Below are 17,850 nucleotides of genomic sequence, written 5' to 3' on the forward strand. Positions count from 1 at the left end.
AAGTACATAACAGAACCAGAACACTCCTAAGGTCTCTTTCAGGAAACAGACTTCCCGCGAATCGTCATGTTCGCCGTCTGCGTCAGCGACATTCCCCGCGTTTCAGGTGCGAACATCACGGAAATGGTCAGCCCAACGAAGGAAATTCCCGCGCCAATCAGCATCACATTATTAATCCCGTAGCGGGCAATAAATACTGGCAGCGCCCAGGTCGAGATAATTGTTCCCACGCGACTCAGCGACATAATCACCCCTACGGCAGATGCGCGAATGTCCGTTGGGAAAAGCTCATTAGGATAGAGCCATTGCAAAATACCCGGCCCGCCGGAGAAAAACGCGTACACCGCAAACGCGAACACCACCAGCCCAATCCCCAGATTAGACACCACGCCGAGTAAGGCCAGCGCCAGCGTCATCATTAAAAAACTGCCGATAAGCAGCATTCGCCGCCCGACGCTGTTAAGCCAGAACATCGCCGGCACGCAGCCCAGCATAAAGAAGAGACTAATTACCACGTTGCCGAGTGCGGCACTTCTGCCCTGCTCCCAGCCCAACAGGCCAACGATTTGCGGCCCGAAGGTGTAGATAGCGAACATGGGGATCACCTGGCACGTCCAGATGGCGGCGACAAACAGTACAAAGGGGAAGTGACGGCGATTGAAGAGTTGCAGGAAGCGCGTCTCTTTCGGCGGTTCATCATCGAAGGTCACGGGCTCGCCAAACAGTTTGATCATCATCTGCTGGCACTCTTCCACCCGCCCCTTACGCAGCAGCCAGCGCGGCGATTCCGGCAGGTCGAAACGGCCAATCAGTATGATCAGGCAAGGAATAAACGCGCTGCCGAGCATCCAGCGCCAGCCGCCTTCGACCTCATACAAACAGTATCCCACCAGGTTGGCACAGGTCGCGCCGACATACCACATCGCGGCGATAAAACCGATAGAGAACGCACGCTGACGGGTGTTGGAAAACTCGGTGATCATGGAGGTAGCGATAGGGTAATCCGCGCCAATCACAATGCCAATCAGTACGCGCATTACCAGCAACTCAACGGGCGAGGAGACAAACATGGTGGCAACCGATATCAACCCAATAGCGATGATATCGATCAGAAACATTTTACGCCGTCCGACCTTATCGGAAATGTAGCCAAACAGCGTGGTACCGACGAATAACCCCGCCAGCGTCGCCGCGCCCAGCAAGCCAATCCATTCTGCGTCCAGTTTCAGGAATGGCGTGAGCTGCTCGAGCGCAACGCCGATTATCACCAGAACGTACCCATCAAGAAACGGCCCGCCGCTTCCCCACAGCATAATTCTGCGGTGAATAGAGGAGAATTTGATGTCATCAAAGTTTCTGGGCTGCGGCATGGTGGTGTCCTGTGGGTTACCTTGCCGGATGGCGGCTACGCCTTATCCGGCCTGGAAAAATACGTGATTTTCATACATCCGGCACAAACCTCACCCATAGCGAAATTCCACGCCAAATGTGCCGCGCGGGTATTCCCATTTTTCCAGCGCCGTATCCAGGCCAAGAATGCGGCAGGTTCCACACTCCAGACACCCGGCGTAATCAAACCGCACGCTGCCGTCATCCTGCTTTTTATACAGCCCGGCGGGGCAGGCTTTTACCAGCACCTCCAGCGCCGCTTTATCGGGGTCTGCTTTCAAAATGATGTGCGGGTTCTCTTCATCAACATTGAATTTATTGACGCCCAGTTTGACGTCGACGTTCACAGGGGAAGTCATAGTACGGTCACTCCTTTAATGCCGTCCTTCATCAGATTGATAAAGCCCACTTTCTTCGCATGCTGAAGGATTTTCTTGCGCATCGGTACCGGCGCGCTGCCATCAATGGTGAACAGATCGCGTGCCACACCCACCACCATTTCCGGGTAACGGGTAAACATACGTGGGTTATCAAGGAACGCGGGCAGGCGCTGATACATGCGCATGTCGCGCATCGGGCCGTTGTCCAGATGCTGGCGATAAGAAGCCAGGCCATTGCGGCTGAAGTCATTATTGTGTTTCGCGGATAACACCGCTTTCGCCGCCGCTTCCCCCGCCGCCACCGCCAGATCCATGCCACGAATGGTAAAGCCAAGGTTCATGCACATGCCGGCAGCGTCACCGGCGATTAATACGCCGTCACCGATCAGTTCCGGCTGCATATTCATGCCCGCTTCTGGTACCACGTGCGCTGAATACTCCACCATTTTTCCGCCCGCGATCAGCGGTGCGACCGCCGGGTGCTGTTTAAAATCTTCCAGCATCTGCGGTACCGATTTCTTTGCATCTTTCAGATGGTGCAAGCCACAGACCAGACCCAGCGAAAGCGTGTCTTCATTGGTATAGAGGAACCCGCCGCCCATCAGGCCATCGGTCGGCGATCCGGCAAACAGACAGGCCGCGCCTTCGTTGCCCTGAAGCTGGAAGCGATCTTCAATCACCGATTTCGGCAGTTCGATCAGTTCTTTCACCCCGACGGCCACGTTGGCGGCATCCACGCGCTTCGCCATACCGAGTTTTTCCGCCAGCAGCGAATTCACGCCATCGGCAAGGATCACCACGTTCGCTTCGAGAATATCGCCATCAGCTTCCACACCGACCACTTTACCGTCGCGCTGCACAACGTTATCGACGCGGATCCCGGTGATCAGCTGCGCGCCCGCCTCTTCCGCCTGCGCCATCAGCCAGGCATCAAATTTACTGCGCAGTACCGAATAAGAGACCTGCGACGCACTCGCCTCGTCGGCATTGAGATAGTCCATGGTCATCGCCCCTTTTTCGGTCATAAAGGCGAGTTTTTCATGGGTGATGCGCCGCTCAACGGGCGCGGTGTCGGCAAAGCCAGGAATGATGCGCTCCAGGCTATGGGCATAAATACGCCCACCGGTGACATTTTTCGCGCCCGCAGCGTTACCGCGTTCGATAACCAGCACATCCGCGCCTTCACGGGCCAGCACCAGCGCCGCCACCGAACCCGCAAGCCCGGCGCCGACGATAATGGCATCAAAGATATCTTCAGACATAACCACTCCAGAAGTCAGAAGACAGGGCGCGAAACGCCCTGTACAAAGGCGCTAGCGCGCTAACGCGCGGGTCAGCTCAGGCAGGATCTTCATCAGATCGCCCACGATGCCGTAGTCGGCATACTGGAAGATCGGCGCGTTTTTATCTTTGTTGATCGCACAGATCGTCTGCGCACCGTTCGCGCCAACCATATGCTGGATCTGCCCGGAAATACCGACCGCCAGATAAAGCTCCGGTTTCAGCATCAGGTTGGAGATGCCAACATAGCGCTCGTGCTCCATCCATTTTTCGTTTTCCGCCACCGGACGTGAGCAAGCAAGCTCAGCGCCTATCGCCTGACACAGCGCCTCGGCAAGCGGGATATTCTCTTTGCTACCGATACCGCGACCCACGCTGACCACCAGACGCGCTTTGTCCAGGTCGACGTTGCTGCTCTGACGCGGCTTCGTCGCCGTGCGGGTAATGGCCACCGCAGGCGCTTGCCATTCAACTTTCTGCGCCTCGCCGCTAAGAGACGGATTCGGCTGTACGGCATCAAACGTTCCGCTACTGAGTGTCATCACCGCAAACGGCGAGCGGATCGTCTCTTCGCCAATCGCCAGGCCGCCATACACCATGTGTTTAATCGCAACGCTACCCTCTTGCGCCACAACCGCACTGGCATCGTTAGAGACTGCCGCCGACAAGCGGAAGCCGAGTTTCGCCGCCAGCAATTTGCCGCGACGGCTGTTTGGCAACAGCACGAGACCATTGGCGCCCTGCTGGCGGATGGTGTCGGCCATCACGCCCGCATAATCTTCCATCATGCGATCGTCCGGCTTGCCACACAGTTGCCATACCTGATTCGCACCCAACTGGAACGCCAGCGCGCTGTCCGCGTCGCTGAGGGTGAACGTATGGATTTTTTCGCCTAATACCTGTGCACCACTCATCAGTTCCGGCAGGCGAGAAGGGGTATCGCTGAATACCCAGACACTGGAAAACTTGCTCATAACATCCCCTATTAGTTAATGATTTTGCGCAGATGATCGACAAAGTTGGCTATCTGTTCTTCGCCATCGCCTTCAATGATGATGCGCTGACGCTCGCGCTGTTTCGGTGCGGCAACCTGCTGCGAAGAGGTGCTTTCCTGCGCGGTGAAGCCAATATCCGCCGGCGACCACACCTGAACCGGTTTTTTCGCCGCGCCCAGAATGGCTTTCATTGAAGGAATCTGTGGGGTATTGATATCGGTTGAGACAGCCACGACCGCCGGCAGCGGGATAGCCAGCGTTTCGGTTTCATCTTCCAGCTCGCGCTCAACGGTGAGCGTGTTGTCGGTCAGTGACAGGATCTTGCTGACACCGTTCACTGCCGGGATACCCAGGGTTTCGCCCACCAGCAGGCTCACCTGCTGCGCATAAAGGTCAGAGGATCCGTCACCGCACAGCATCAGATCAAAGCCGGACTTCTGTGCCGCGGCGGCCAGCGCGGCGGCGGTGTGTTGCGGCAGCGCGCGTTCGAATTGATCGTCAATCACCACAACCAGTTCATCCGGCCCGCGAGAGAGCACATCTTTGCGGCCTTTGACGTTGGTCAGCGCCTTACCGCCCACGCTCATGGCAATCACCTGAGCGTCTGCGGCCTGTTGTTTTAACTGGCAAGCGGCTTCGATGGCGTTGAGATCGTACTGGCTAATCTTCGCATCTGCTTTGCTGAAATCTAATGAACCATCAGCGTTATTGATCGCAATATCCTGTTCATCAGGCACGCACTTGTAGCAAGTAATTATCTTCATTGCATCTCCAGAAATCATGAAGGGATCATCGTCCATATCGGCGGTGGTAAATATAGATATCACGCACTTTAATTCGGAAATAAAACAATAATCACCAATATTGAAAATGTCACACGCTGAAAAATACAACTTTCAATAATGTTATCTATCTCAACAATATTGAACGGTAAGTATTTATTGATAAAAATTTCAATAGTGTTTAACGGATCACCAATATTGAAAGTTAACACCCTAAAATCGTCAAAAATACATAATCAAGTTATTGAAAATTAACAGATAAATACAAAACGGGTGACAAAAAAGCCCATCCAACAAAGCGTGACACCCATCACAGAACGCACGAATTTGAATACCCATTATGAATTACTTTCTAACGCCACTTTGAGGTTAAATAGTTATTAATAAATTATTAACAATAATAGACAAAAAATGGAACAACCGGGAACGCTAAATAATTTTAGTCTTCACAGTGGAATTGACTCATGAAAAATGAAAAGAGAAAGTCAGGAATAGAGCCGAAGGTTTTTTTCCCGCCGCTAATTATTGTTGGAATACTTTGTTGGCTAACCGTTCGCGATCTCGACGCAGCGAACATCGTTATTAATGCCGTATTTAGCTATGTCACCAATGTCTGGGGTTGGGCATTTGAATGGTACATGGTCGTCATGCTGTTTGGTTGGTTCTGGCTGGTGTTTGGCCCGTACGCCAAAAAGAAACTCGGTAACGAACCGCCGGAATTCAGCACCGCGAGCTGGATTTTTATGATGTTCGCCTCCTGTACGTCAGCTGCCGTGCTGTTCTGGGGCTCCATCGAAATCTACTACTACATCTCCACACCGCCGTTCGCACTTGCGCCTAACTCGACCGGGGCAAAAGAGATTGGCCTGGCGTATAGCTTGTTCCACTGGGGCCCGCTGCCGTGGGCAACCTATAGCTTCCTCTCCGTAGCGTTTGCTTACTTCTTCTTTGTTCGCAAGATGGACGTGATTCGCCCCAGCTCCACGCTGGTGCCGCTGGTTGGCGAAAAACACGCGAAAGGTCTGTTCGGTACCGTCGTCGATAACTTCTACCTGGTGGCGTTAATCTTCGCGATGGGCACCAGCCTGGGTCTGGCGACACCGCTGGTCACCGAGTGTATGCAGTGGCTGTTTGGCATTCCGCATACGCTGCAACTCGACGCCATCATCATCACCTGCTGGATTATCCTGAACGCCATCTGCGTCGCCTGCGGCCTGCAAAAAGGGGTCAGGATCGCCAGTGACGTGCGCAGCTACTTAAGCTTCCTGATGCTGGGCTGGGTGTTTATCGTCAGCGGCGCCAGTTTCATCATGAACTACTTCACCGACTCCGTCGGGATGCTGCTGATGTATCTGCCGCGCATGCTGTTCTATACCGACGCGATTGGTAAAGGCGGCTTCCCGCAGGGCTGGACGGTGTTCTACTGGGCATGGTGGGTGATTTACGCTATCCAGATGAGTATCTTCCTCGCGCGTATTTCCCGTGGCCGTACCGTGCGTGAGCTCTGCTTCGGTATGGTACTGGGCCTGACCGCATCGACCTGGATTTTGTGGACCGTCCTTGGCAGCAACACCCTGCTGCTGATGGATAAAAACATCCTCAACATTCCGCAACTGATTGAACAACACGGCGTGGCGCGCGCCATCATCGAAACCTGGGCCGCGTTACCGCTCAGCACCGCCACCATGTGGGGATTCTTCATCCTCTGCTTTATTGCCACCGTCACGCTGATTAACGCCTGCTCCTACACCCTGGCGATGTCCACCTGTCGCGAAGTGCGCGATGGCGAAGAGCCACCGCTGCTGGTGCGTATCGGCTGGTCAATCCTGGTTGGCATTATCGGTATTGTCCTGCTGGCGCTCGGCGGCCTCAAACCGATACAAACGGCGATTATCGCCGGCGGCTGCCCGCTGTTCTTCGTCAACATCATGGTGACGCTCTCCTTTATCAAAGACGCGAAGCAACACTGGAAAGACTAATTAAACCCAACACGATTAAGAGGTTAGAAGATGGATTTCAATTTGAATGATGAGCAGGAATTGTTTGTCGCCGGTATTCGTGAACTGATGGCGAGTGAAAACTGGGAAGCCTATTTCGCCGAGTGCGATCGCGACAGCGTCTACCCGGAACGTTTTGTCAAAGCGCTGGCCGATATGGGTATCGACAGCCTGCTGCTGCCGGAAGAACACGGTGGACTGGACGCTGGGTTCGTCACCGTCGCGGCGGTATGGATGGAACTGGGCCGCCTCGGCGCGCCAACCTACGTGCTCTATCAATTGCCGGGCGGCTTCAACACCTTCCTGCGCGAAGGCACCCAGGAGCAGATCGACAAGATCATGGCCTTCCAGGGCACCGGGAAACAGATGTGGAACTCGGCGATTACCGAACCGGGCGCGGGCTCTGACGTCGGCAGCCTGAAAACCACCTACACCCGCAAAAACGGCAAGGTCTACCTTAACGGCAGCAAATGTTTTATCACCAGTAGCGCGTATACCCCGTACGTGGTGGTGATGGCGCGCGATGGGGCATCGCCGGACAAAGCGATTTACACCGAATGGTGTGTCGACATGAGCAAACCGGGCATCAAGATCAACAAGCTGGAAAAACTCGGCCTGCGTATGGATAGCTGCTGCGAGCTGACCTTCGACGACGTTGAGCTGGAAGAAAAAGACATGTTTGGCCGCGAAGGCAACGGCTTCAATCGTGTGAAAGAGGAGTTTGACCACGAACGCTTCCTGGTGGCGCTGACCAACTACGGCACCGCGATGTGCGCCTTTGAAGACGCCGCTCGTTACGCTAACCAGCGCGTGCAGTTTGGCGAAACCATTGGCCGCTTCCAGTTGATTCAGGAGAAGTTCGCGCACATGGCTATCAAACTCAACGCCATGAAAAACATGCTCTTTGAAGCAGCCTGGAAAGCGGATAACGGCACAATCACCTCTGGTGATGCTGCGATGTGCAAATACTTCTGCGCCAACGCCGCGTTTGAGGTTGTCGATACGGCTATGCAGGTGCTGGGCGGCGTAGGTATCGCGGGTAATCACCGCATCACCCGTTTCTGGCGTGACCTGCGCGTTGACCGCGTCTCCGGCGGCTCTGATGAAATGCAGATCCTGACGCTGGGGCGTGCCGTGCTGAAACAATATCGTTGATAAGGCACGTTTCGTAGGCCGGATAAGGTGTTTACACCGCATCCGGCAATCGTGCACCGATGCCTGATGTGCTTCGCTTATCAGGCCTACAAAATCTGTCAGGAGCTATGTTATGAACCACCTACCTATGCCGACATTCGGGCCTCTGGCCGGATTACGGGTTGTCTTCTCGGGGATCGAAATTGCCGGGCCGTTCGCCGGGCAGATGTTTGCCGAATGGGGCGCAGAAGTTATCTGGATTGAAAACGTCGCCTGGGCCGACACCATTCGCGTGCAACCGAACTACCCGCAGCTTTCACGCCGCAACCTGCGCGCGCTGTCGCTCAATATTTTCAAAGACGTAGGCCGCGAAGCGTTTCTGAAATTAATGGAAACCACCGATATCTTTATCGAAGCCAGCAAAGGCCCGGCATTTGCCCGTCGCGGCATCACCGACGAAGTTCTGTGGCAGCACAACCCTAAACTGGTTATCGCCCACCTTTCCGGCTTCGGCCAGTACGGAACAGAGGAGTACACCAACCTTCCGGCCTATAACACCATCGCCCAGGCCTTTAGCGGCTACCTGATTCAGAACGGCGATGTTGACCAGCCCATGCCCGCGTTCCCCTACACCGCAGACTATTTCTCGGGGTTGACCGCCACCACCTCCGCCCTCGCGGCGCTGCATAAAGTGCGCGAAACGGGCAAAGGCGAAAGCATCGATATCGCAATGTACGAAGTCATGCTCCGTATGGGCCAGTACTTCATGATGGACTACTTCAACGGGGGTGAAATCTGCCCGCGCATGACCAAAGGGAAAGACCCCTATTACGCCGGCTGCGGGCTTTACAAATGCGCCGATGGCTACATCGTAATGGAGTTAGTAGGCATCACTCAAATCAATGAATGTTTTAAAGATATTGGTCTCGCGCACATTCTGGGTACGCCAGAAGTACCAGAAGGCACACAGTTGATCCATCGCATTGAGTGTCCCTATGGTCCACTGGTAGAAGAGAAGCTTGATGAATGGTTGGCGGCGCACACCATCGCTGAGGTCCAGGCTCGCTTTGCCGAACTGCATATTGCCTGCGCCAAAGTGCTGACCATCCCTGAACTGGAAGGCAACCCACAGTACGTCGCTCGAGAATCCATCACCGAATGGCAAACCATGGACGGTCGCACCTGCAAAGGCCCGAACGTAATGCCCAAATTTAAAAACAACCCAGGGAAAATCTGGCGTGGAATGCCGTCGCACGGCATGGACACCGCCGCCATTCTGAAAAATATCGGCTACAGCGAGAGCGATATTCAGGCGCTGGTCGGCAAAGGGCTGGCCAAAGTTGAGGATTAACAGGATGCGTTAGCCGGGCCCCCGGCTAACCACCAGGACTATTTTGTGGGTGAATGCGCAATGGATATGGTTGGCGGGCAACACGTGCGGCAGATGTGGGATTGTCTGGCGGAAGTTTACGGTGAGAAAACGGCGCTGATAGTGGAATCCTGCGCGGGCGAAGTGCAGCAATTCAGTTATGCAGCGCTCGATGTGGAAATCACGCGCACGGCAAACCTGTTTCACGCCCTGGGCGTGCGTAAAGGCGACAAGGTTGCCCTGCATCTCGATAACTGCCCGGAGTTTATTTTCTGCTGGTTTGGGCTGGCCAAAATCGGCGCGATTATGGTGCCAATTAACGCTCGGCTGTTACAGGAAGAGAGCGCATGGATTCTGCATCACTGTCAGGCACGCCTGCTGGTGACCTCCACACGTTTTTACCCGATGTATCGCCAGATTCGCGCGGCGCATTCCACCCAACTGGAAACGATCTGCCTGATAGATGGTGAAGACGAAGAGTTTGATTTTCAGCGCCTTAAGGCAGAGCAGCCAGCCACACTACGCTATGCGCCGCCGTTAAGCCCGGAAGATACCGCCGAAATTCTGTTTACCTCAGGCACCACGTCGCGCCCTAAAGGTGTGGTGATCACCCACTATAACCTGCGTTTTGCGGGTTATTACTCCTCGTGGCAGTGTGCGTTACGCGCTGATGATGTTTATCTGACGGTGATGCCCGCGTTCCACATCGACTGCCAGTGTACCGCGGCGATGGCGGCCTTTTCCGCCGGGGCGACGTTTGTGCTGATTGAAAAATACAGCGCCCGCGCCTTCTGGAGACAGGTTCGTCACTACGGCGCTACAGTCACGGAATGCATTCCGATGATGATCCGCACGCTGATGGTACAGCCGCCTGCGCCGACCGACCGTCAGCATCGCCTGCGCGAAGTGATGTATTACCTGAATCTATCGGTCGCGGAGAAAGACGCGTTTATCGAGCGATTTGGCGTACGGCTGCTCACCTCATATGGCATGACGGAAACCATCGTCGGCATTATTGGCGACAGGCCCGGTGACAAACGTCGCTGGCCGTCGATTGGCCGCCCCGGTTTTTGCTACCAGGCAGAAATTCGCGATGACCAGAACCGACCATTGCCGCCGGGCGAAATCGGTGAAATTTGCATTAAAGGCGAGCCGGGGAAGACGCTCTTTAAAGAGTACTATCTGCGCCCGGATGCCACCGCCAGCACATTGCAGGCGGATGGCTGGCTACACACCGGCGATTCCGGCTACTACGACGAGGAAGGCTTTTTCTATTTTATTGACCGCCGCTGCAACATGATTAAACGCGGGGGTGAAAACGTCTCCTGCGTCGAGCTGGAAAATATTATCGCTGCGCATCCCAAAATTCAGGACATCGTGGTGATTGGTATTAAAGACGATATTCGCGACGAAGCCATAAAAGCCTTTGTCGTACTCAATGAAGGAGAAACCTTAAGTCAGGAAGAGTTTTTCCGCTTCTGCGAAACGCATATGGCGAAATTTAAAGTGCCGTCTTATATGGAGATCAGAACCGACCTGCCCCGTAACTGCTCAGGGAAAATAATTAAGAAGAACCTGAAGTAACGACGCTGGCGGCAGTCATGCCGCTGAATATTCTCTGAAAACAAAAACGCACCTGTTTTTGTGGGGCCGCTATTGCCCGTAGAAAACAGAAAAAGGAGTGGAACATGAGTGATTCATTACATCTGACCCGTAACGGCGCGATTCTGGAAATAACCCTGGATCGCCCAAAAGCCAATGCCATCGATGCGAAAACCAGTTTCGAAATGGGCGAAGTTTTCCTTAATTTTCGCGATGACCCGACGCTGCGCGTCGCCATTATTACCGGCGCAGGCGAGAAATTTTTCTCTGCGGGATGGGATCTGAAAGCCGCCGCTGAGGGGGAAGCGCCAGACGCCGATTTCGGCCCAGGCGGGTTCGCCGGGTTAACCGAAATTTTTGACCTTGATAAACCGGTTATTGCCGCCGTGAACGGCTACGCCTTTGGCGGTGGCTTCGAACTGGCGCTGGCCGCTGATTTTATCCTGTGTGCGGAAAACGCCAGTTTTGCCCTTCCGGAAGCCAAACTCGGTATCGTTCCGGACAGCGGCGGCGTGTTGCGTCTGCCGAAATATCTGCCTCCGGCAATCCTCAACGAAATGGTCATGACCGGGCGTCGCATGACGGCGGAAGAAGCTCAACGTTGGGGCATCGTGAACCGCGTGGTAGCGCAACCGGAACTGATGGCAAGCGCCCGCGAACTGGCTCAGCAACTGGTGCAAAGCGCCCCGCTGGCACTGGCGGCGTTGAAAGAGATTTACCGCACCACCAGCGAAATGCCCGTTGAAGAGGGTTACCGTTTCATGCGTAGCGGTGCGTTAAAACATTACCCGGCGGTGCTGCATTCCGAAGATGCTATTGAAGGACCATTAGCGTTCGCTGAAAAACGCGAACCGGTGTGGAAGGGGCGTTAATTCGGCAATGCCCTCGCAGGCCGGATAAGGCGTTCACGCCGCCATCCGGCAATTCCCGGCACAGGAGTCAACATGAGCATATACGCCTTTGAAGGCCTGATCCCCGTCGTTCACCCACAGGCTTACGTCCACCCCAGCGCGGTGCTGATTGGCGACGTCATTATCGGCGCGGGCGTCTACGTCGGCCCGCACGCTGCGCTGCGCGGCGATTACGGGCGGTTAATTCTTGAGGCCGGTTCAAACCTCCAGGATGGCTGCATCATGCACGGTTACTGTGATACCGACACCATCGTGCGCGAAAACGGCCATATCGGCCACGGCGCGATTCTTCACGGCTGCGTGATTGGCCGCGATGCTTTAGTCGGTATGAACAGCGTCATCATGGACGGCGCAGTGATTGGCGATGAGAGCATTGTCGCCGCCATGAGCTTTGTGAAAGCGGGTTATATCGGTACGCCCCGGCAAATTCTGGTCGGCTCTCCGGCACGCTTTTTGCGAGAAGTCACTGACGAAGAGATGCACTGGAAGCGCCTCAACACGCAGGAATATCAGGATCTGGCGGCGCGCTGCATAGCAGGATTACGCTTAACCGAACCGTTAACCGAAAAGGAAGAAAATCGACCGCGCCTGAAAGGCACGACGGAGGTACAACCGAAACGCTGATGTTGCCGGATGGCACAAAACCATCCGGCGATGCGGTCTTATCGACGCATACTCTTAGACAACATCATTTGCCATTTTTGCTCACGATTAAGCCCGGCTGGCGGTACCGCAGATATATGCGGCGTTTTCCTCACGCCAGCCATTTTTTCCCGCACATGATGATTGACTCGGTCATAAAGCTGAGAATCAATAGCCACCACTTTTACCAACCGCTGGCACTGACACCCTCGCCCCTCCAGCTTATTGGGGATCATTTTGACTTCACAGCTAATTTCTCCCACCTCAGAGAGAATATAGGAAAGTGTATTAATCGCTTTGCTGTGTTCAATATCGAAATGAATGGAGATCTCTCTTGCGGTTACCCAACGATCTTCTGCCATGATCCATTCGGCAATTAACAAGTAGAGTGGCTTACCAACACATTGTTCACTCATATTCACACCATTTTTACGAATTAAAAATCTGTTATGGCCTGCTAACATTAAGCCACACTAAAATCAGGGTTATGTGAAATGGTATGCGACTTAAATGTTTAGGGATGTGATCTAAATCGTGGTTGTTACATTGAAAAGAGATTAAGGCACCTGGAATGATCTGAAGGCGAAAAAAAACGGTTCCTTTTCAGGAACCGTTTAAACCGTCGCGAGAAATGCGCTTACTTCGTAATTTGCGCGTGCATTTCCTGCACCGAAATCACTTTCTCTTTCGCATCCGCATTCAGCGCCATGGAGGTTGCGAAACCGCCGTTCAGGGTGGTGTCGTAATGCACCTTGTACTGCAACGCGCTGCGGCGAATCAACTTGGAGTCTTCAATCGCCTGACGACCCGCAGTAGTGTTGATGATGTAGGTGTATTCGCCATTCTTGATACGGTCCTGAATGTGCGGACGACCTTCATGCACCTTGTTCACCAGACGTGGGTTGATCCCCGCTTCGCCCAGCACAATCGCCGTGCCGTGCGTCGCGTCCAGCTCAAAACCATGCTTCAGCAGTTTCGCCGCCAGGTCGACAACACGTTCTTTGTCGCCTTCGCGCACGGAGAGCAGTGCGCGGCCCTGTTTCTTCATGGTGGAGTTACTGCCCAGTTGCGCTTTCGCAAAAGCTTCTGCGAACGTGCGGCCCACGCCCATCACTTCCCCGGTAGAGCGCATCTCTGGCCCTAACAGCGGATCAACGCCCGGGAATTTGTTGAACGGCAGCACCACTTCTTTCACGGAGTAGTACGGCGGGATGATTTCTTTGGTTACGCCCTGTTCGGCCAGCGTTTTGCCTGCCATTACGCGTGCCGCCACTTTCGCCAGCGGAACACCGGTCGCTTTGGAGACGAACGGTACAGTACGCGCTGCACGCGGGTTAACTTCAATCAGGTAGACTTCGTTGTCTTTCACCGCAAACTGGACGTTCATCAGACCGCGAACCTGCAGTTCAAAGGCCAGTTTCTGCACCTGCTGGCGCATCACATCCTGAATTTCCTGGCTCAGCGTGTACGCTGGCAGAGAACAGGCGGAGTCACCGGAGTGCACGCCCGCCTGCTCGATGTGCTCCATGATGCCGCCAATCAGCACCATTTCGCCGTCGCAGATGGCGTCCACATCCACTTCTACCGCATCGTCCAGGAAGCGGTCGAGCAGTACCGGCGCGTCGTTAGATACGCTGACAGCGGTCTGGAAGTAGCGCTTCAGGTCGGCTTCGTCGTAAACGATTTCCATTGCGCGCCCACCGAGAACGTAGGACGGGCGCACCACCAGCGGGTAACCAATCTCTTTCGCTTTCTCCACCGCCATTTCGATCGCGGTAACGGTGGCGTTTGCCGGTTGTTTCAGTTTCAGACGGTCAACCGCATGCTGGAAGCGTTCACGGTCTTCCGCACGGTCGATAGCATCCGGGCTGGTACCGATAACCGGTACACCAGCCGCTTCCAGCGCGCGCGCCAGTTTCAGCGGGGTCTGACCGCCGTACTGCACGATAACGCCCTTCGGCTTCTCGATACGCACGATTTCCAGCACGTCTTCCAGGGTTACCGGCTCGAAGTAGAGACGGTCGGAAGTGTCGTAGTCGGTAGAAACAGTTTCCGGGTTACAGTTAACCATGATGGTCTCGTAACCGTCTTCGCGCAGCGCCAGCGAGGCGTGTACGCAGCAGTAGTCGAATTCGATACCCTGACCGATACGGTTCGGGCCGCCGCCGAGAACCATGATTTTGTCACGGGTGGACGGGTTGGATTCGCACTCTTCTTCATAGGTGGAATACATGTATGCGGTGTCGGTGGCAAATTCTGCCGCGCAGGTATCCACACGCTTGTAGACCGGGTGCAGATTGTACTGGTCACGCAGCTTGCGGATTTCCGCTTCGCGCACGCCCGCCAGTTTAGCCAGACGCGCGTCGGCAAAGCCTTTGCGTTTCAGCTGACGCAGGAAGTCCGCGTCGAGGCCGTTGATGCCGACTTCCGCCACTTTTTCTTCCAGGCGCACCAGCTCTTCAATTTGCACCAGGAACCAGCGGTCGATGTTGGTCAGATTGAAGACACCGTCTACAGACAGGCCCGCACGGAACGCATCGGCGATATACCAGATACGCTCTGCGCCAGCGTCTTTTAGCTCGCGGCGAATTTTGGTCAGCGCTTCCGGGTCATCGAGGCTGACTTTCGGGTCAAAACCTGTCGCGCCCACTTCCAGGCCGCGCAAGGCTTTTTGCAGCGATTCCTGCTGCGTGCGACCAATCGCCATGACTTCACCAACCGATTTCATCTGAGTGGTCAGACGGTCGTTAGCACCGGCGAATTTCTCAAAGTTGAAGCGAGGAATTTTGGTGACCACGTAGTCGATGGACGGTTCGAAGGAAGCCGGAGTACGGCCACCGGTGATGTCGTTCATCAGCTCGTCGAGGGTATAACCTACCGCCAGTTTCGCCGCCACTTTAGCAATCGGGAACCCCGTGGCTTTTGAAGCCAGCGCGGAGGAGCGAGACACACGCGGGTTCATTTCGATAACAATCAGACGACCGTTTTTCGGGTTCACCGCAAACTGGACGTTGGAGCCGCCAGTTTCCACGCCGATTTCACGCAGTACCGCCATCGAGGCGTTACGCATGATTTGGTATTCTTTATCGGTCAGCGTCTGGGCTGGTGCTACGGTGATGGAGTCACCGGTGTGGATGCCCATCGCATCAAAGTTTTCGATGGAGCAGACGATGATGCAGTTGTCGTTTTTATCACGCACCACTTCCATCTCGTACTCTTTCCAGCCGATCAGCGATTCATCAATCAGCAGCTCGTTAGTCGGGGAGAGATCCAGACCGCGTTCGCAGATTTCTTCGAACTCTTCGCGGTTATAAGCGATGCCGCCACCGGTGCCACCCATCGTGAAGCTAGGGCGAATAATGCACGGGAAGCCAACGTCAGCGGCAACCACCAGCGCTTCTTCCATGGTGTGCGCGATACCTGAACGTGCGGTATCAAGGCCGATTTTCTTCATCGCCACGTCGAAACGGCGGCGGTCTTCTGCTTTATCAATCGCATCGGCGGTCGCACCAATCATGGTGACACCGAACTCTTCCAGCACGCCCTGACGCTCCAGTTCCAGCGCGCAGTTCAGCGCCGTCTGGCCGCCCATGGTCGGCAGCACCGCATCCGGACGCTCTTTCTCAATAATCTTGCGCACCACTTCCCAGTGAATCGGCTCGATGTAGGTCGCATCCGCCATTTCCGGGTCGGTCATGATGGTTGCCGGGTTGGAGTTCACCAGAATGACGCGGTAACCCTCTTCACGCAGCGCTTTACAGGCTTGCGCGCCAGAGTAGTCAAACTCACACGCCTGGCCGATAACAATCGGGCCCGCACCCAGAATCAGGATACTTTTTATGTCTGTACGTTTTGGCATGGCTCTTATAACTCCTGATTATTTCGCGGACTGACGGTATTGCTCGATAAGCTCGATAAAGTGGTCGAACAGCGGTGCAGCATCGTGCGGGCCTGGGCTCGCTTCCGGGTGTCCCTGGAAACTGAACGCGGGCTTATCGGTACGATGAATCCCCTGTAGGGTGCCGTCGAACAGGGATTTATGCGTCACGCGCAGATTTTCAGGCAGCGTCGCTTCATCCACCGCAAAACCGTGGTTCTGTGCGGTGATCATCACCACATTCTTATCGATATCTTTCACCGGATGGTTGCCGCCGTGGTGGCCGAACTTCATCTTGATGGTCTTCGCACCGCTCGCCAGCGCCAGTAACTGATGGCCGAGGCAGATGCCGAATACCGGAATGTCGGTTTCGAGGAATTTCTGAATCGCGGTAATCGCGTAATCGCACGGAGCCGGGTCGCCCGGGCCGTTAGAAAGGAACACGCCGTCCGGGTTCATCTTCAGCACCTCTTCCGCAGAAGTTTGCGCCGGTACGATGGTCAGGCGGCAGCCACGGTCAACCAGCATGCGCAGAATATTGCGTTTCGCGCCAAAATCGTAGGCAACGACGTGGAATGGCAGCTCTTCTTCTTTTTTCGCTTCCGGCAATTCTTCTGCCAGCGTCCAGCTCCCCTGCGTCCAGCTGTAGGATTCGCGGGTGGTAACTTCTTTCGCCAGGTCCATTCCGTTCAGGCCCGGGAACGCACGCGCTTTTTCCAGCGCCAGCGCCGCATCGAGGTTATCCCCAGCGATGATGCAACCGTTCTGCGCACCCTTCTCGCGCAGCAGACGCGTCAGCTTACGCGTATCGATATCGGCAATCGCCACAATGTTATGGCGCTTCAGGTAGGAAGAGAGGTCTTCAGTATTGCGGTAGTTGCTGGCAATCAGCGGCAGGTCGCGGATAACCAGACCCTGCGCATGAACCTGAGAAGACTCTTCGTCAGCAGCATTGGTGCCGACATTGCCGATATGAGGATAAGTAAGAGTAACGATTTGGCGGGAATAGGAAGGATCAGTGAGGATTTCTTGATAACCGGTCATTGAAGTATTGAAAACGACTTCCCCAACCGCCGAACCTGTTGCCCCTATGGCCCGACCGTGAAACTGGGTTCCGTCTTCCAGAACCAATAGCGCTGACTTAATCAAAACACCCTCCAGAGAATATTCACTCACTTTATTTGCATATTAATTCACGACAGTGACATAAATCAATGCAAATCTGCTTACCTTTGAATTTCTGGCAAACGGCGGCATTCTAGAGAGAGCCCAGACAAAAGTCTACCTTAAAGGGCATTTTTTATTATTATTTTGCGCCACTGGCTTTAACTGGCGCTTTTAACAGGCAAAAAGATCATCTAACTCACATCAGAAAACGCTTGCGGGGCTGAAAGAATGTTAAAAACAGGACAGGGCAGGGAAAAAGTAGACCAGATGGTCAAAATTTACATTTAAATAACCATTATCACAGAGATAAGTGAATATTTTTAG

The 17,850-nt window shown here is 54.5% G+C and carries 14 protein-coding genes; 6 read left to right on the plus strand and 8 right to left on the minus strand.

The window, feature by feature from the left end; all coding sequences use genetic code 11:
• Positions 1 to 38: 38 nt before the first annotated feature.
• The 5 genes from ACOXYR_RS17965 to ACOXYR_RS17985 form a co-directional block, all read right to left on the minus strand.
• Entirely contained in the window at positions 39 to 1,370 is a 1,332-nt protein-coding gene (locus ACOXYR_RS17965) for an MFS transporter (RefSeq protein WP_108475504.1), read from the minus strand.
• A gap of 90 nt (positions 1,371 to 1,460) precedes the next feature.
• On the minus strand, positions 1,461 to 1,748 hold the full coding sequence (gene fixX, locus ACOXYR_RS17970) for a ferredoxin-like protein FixX (RefSeq protein WP_189623688.1): 288 nt from the start codon (positions 1,746 to 1,748) through the stop codon (positions 1,461 to 1,463).
• Positions 1,745 to 3,031, minus strand: coding sequence for an FAD-dependent oxidoreductase FixC (gene fixC / locus ACOXYR_RS17975; RefSeq protein WP_421355783.1), 1,287 nt, complete (start codon positions 3,029 to 3,031; stop codon positions 1,745 to 1,747). The genes fixX and fixC overlap by 4 nt, the downstream gene beginning before the upstream one ends.
• A 51-nt stretch (positions 3,032 to 3,082) precedes the next feature.
• Entirely contained in the window at positions 3,083 to 4,024 is a 942-nt protein-coding gene (locus ACOXYR_RS17980; protein ID WP_421355782.1) for an electron transfer flavoprotein subunit alpha/FixB family protein, read from the minus strand.
• 11 nt (positions 4,025 to 4,035) lie between these two features.
• The gene (locus ACOXYR_RS17985) at positions 4,036 to 4,809 is read right to left on the minus strand and encodes an electron transfer flavoprotein FixA (RefSeq protein ID WP_421355781.1); all 774 of its coding nucleotides are present in this window, start codon (positions 4,807 to 4,809) and stop codon (positions 4,036 to 4,038) included.
• A 482-nt stretch (positions 4,810 to 5,291) separates the two neighbouring features.
• Here ACOXYR_RS17985 and caiT point away from each other — a divergent pair, with 482 nt between their 5' ends.
• The 6 genes from caiT to caiE all read left to right on the plus strand — a co-directional run bounded on the left by caiT (position 5,292) and on the right by caiE (position 12,464).
• Positions 5,292 to 6,806: an L-carnitine/gamma-butyrobetaine antiporter gene (gene caiT, locus ACOXYR_RS17990; RefSeq protein ID WP_421355780.1), complete on the plus strand. Its 1,515-nt coding sequence runs from the start codon at positions 5,292 to 5,294 to the stop codon at positions 6,804 to 6,806.
• Positions 6,807 to 6,836: 30 nt separating this feature from the next.
• Positions 6,837 to 7,979, plus strand: a complete 1,143-nt coding sequence (caiA, locus tag ACOXYR_RS17995) for a crotonobetainyl-CoA dehydrogenase (RefSeq protein WP_113858231.1) — start codon at positions 6,837 to 6,839, stop codon at positions 7,977 to 7,979.
• Between the two features lie 112 nt (positions 7,980 to 8,091).
• A complete protein-coding gene (caiB, locus tag ACOXYR_RS18000) occupies positions 8,092 to 9,309 on the plus strand; it encodes an L-carnitine CoA-transferase (RefSeq protein ID WP_421355779.1) in 1,218 nt (405 codons plus the stop codon).
• Between the two features lie 60 nt (positions 9,310 to 9,369).
• Complete coding sequence (gene caiC, locus ACOXYR_RS18005; RefSeq protein ID WP_421355812.1) at positions 9,370 to 10,911, plus strand: crotonobetaine/carnitine-CoA ligase; 1,542 nt, start codon at positions 9,370 to 9,372, stop codon at positions 10,909 to 10,911.
• Positions 10,912 to 11,015: 104 nt separating this feature from the next.
• The gene (gene caiD / locus ACOXYR_RS18010; RefSeq protein WP_108475496.1) at positions 11,016 to 11,801 is read left to right on the plus strand and encodes a crotonobetainyl-CoA hydratase; all 786 of its coding nucleotides are present in this window, start codon (positions 11,016 to 11,018) and stop codon (positions 11,799 to 11,801) included.
• A 72-nt stretch (positions 11,802 to 11,873) separates the two neighbouring features.
• Complete coding sequence (gene caiE / locus ACOXYR_RS18015) at positions 11,874 to 12,464, plus strand: carnitine operon protein CaiE (protein ID WP_421355778.1); 591 nt, start codon at positions 11,874 to 11,876, stop codon at positions 12,462 to 12,464.
• A gap of 38 nt (positions 12,465 to 12,502) precedes the next feature.
• On the opposite strand, the gene caiF is transcribed toward caiE, so the two are convergent.
• From caiF to carA, 3 genes are all read right to left on the minus strand, one after another.
• The gene (caiF, locus tag ACOXYR_RS18020; protein ID WP_108475494.1) at positions 12,503 to 12,898 is read right to left on the minus strand and encodes a carnitine metabolism transcriptional regulator CaiF; all 396 of its coding nucleotides are present in this window, start codon (positions 12,896 to 12,898) and stop codon (positions 12,503 to 12,505) included.
• Positions 12,899 to 13,119: 221 nt separating this feature from the next.
• Positions 13,120 to 16,341, minus strand: coding sequence for a carbamoyl-phosphate synthase large subunit (gene carB, locus ACOXYR_RS18025; RefSeq protein WP_421355777.1), 3,222 nt, complete (start codon positions 16,339 to 16,341; stop codon positions 13,120 to 13,122).
• Between the two features lie 18 nt (positions 16,342 to 16,359).
• On the minus strand, positions 16,360 to 17,508 hold the full coding sequence (carA, locus tag ACOXYR_RS18030) for a glutamine-hydrolyzing carbamoyl-phosphate synthase small subunit (RefSeq protein ID WP_189623694.1): 1,149 nt from the start codon (positions 17,506 to 17,508) through the stop codon (positions 16,360 to 16,362).
• Positions 17,509 to 17,850: the final 342 nt, after the last annotated feature.

Source organism: Pseudocitrobacter faecalis (assembly GCF_965231525.1).
GTDB classification, from domain to species: domain Bacteria; phylum Pseudomonadota; class Gammaproteobacteria; order Enterobacterales; family Enterobacteriaceae; genus Pseudocitrobacter; species Pseudocitrobacter faecalis.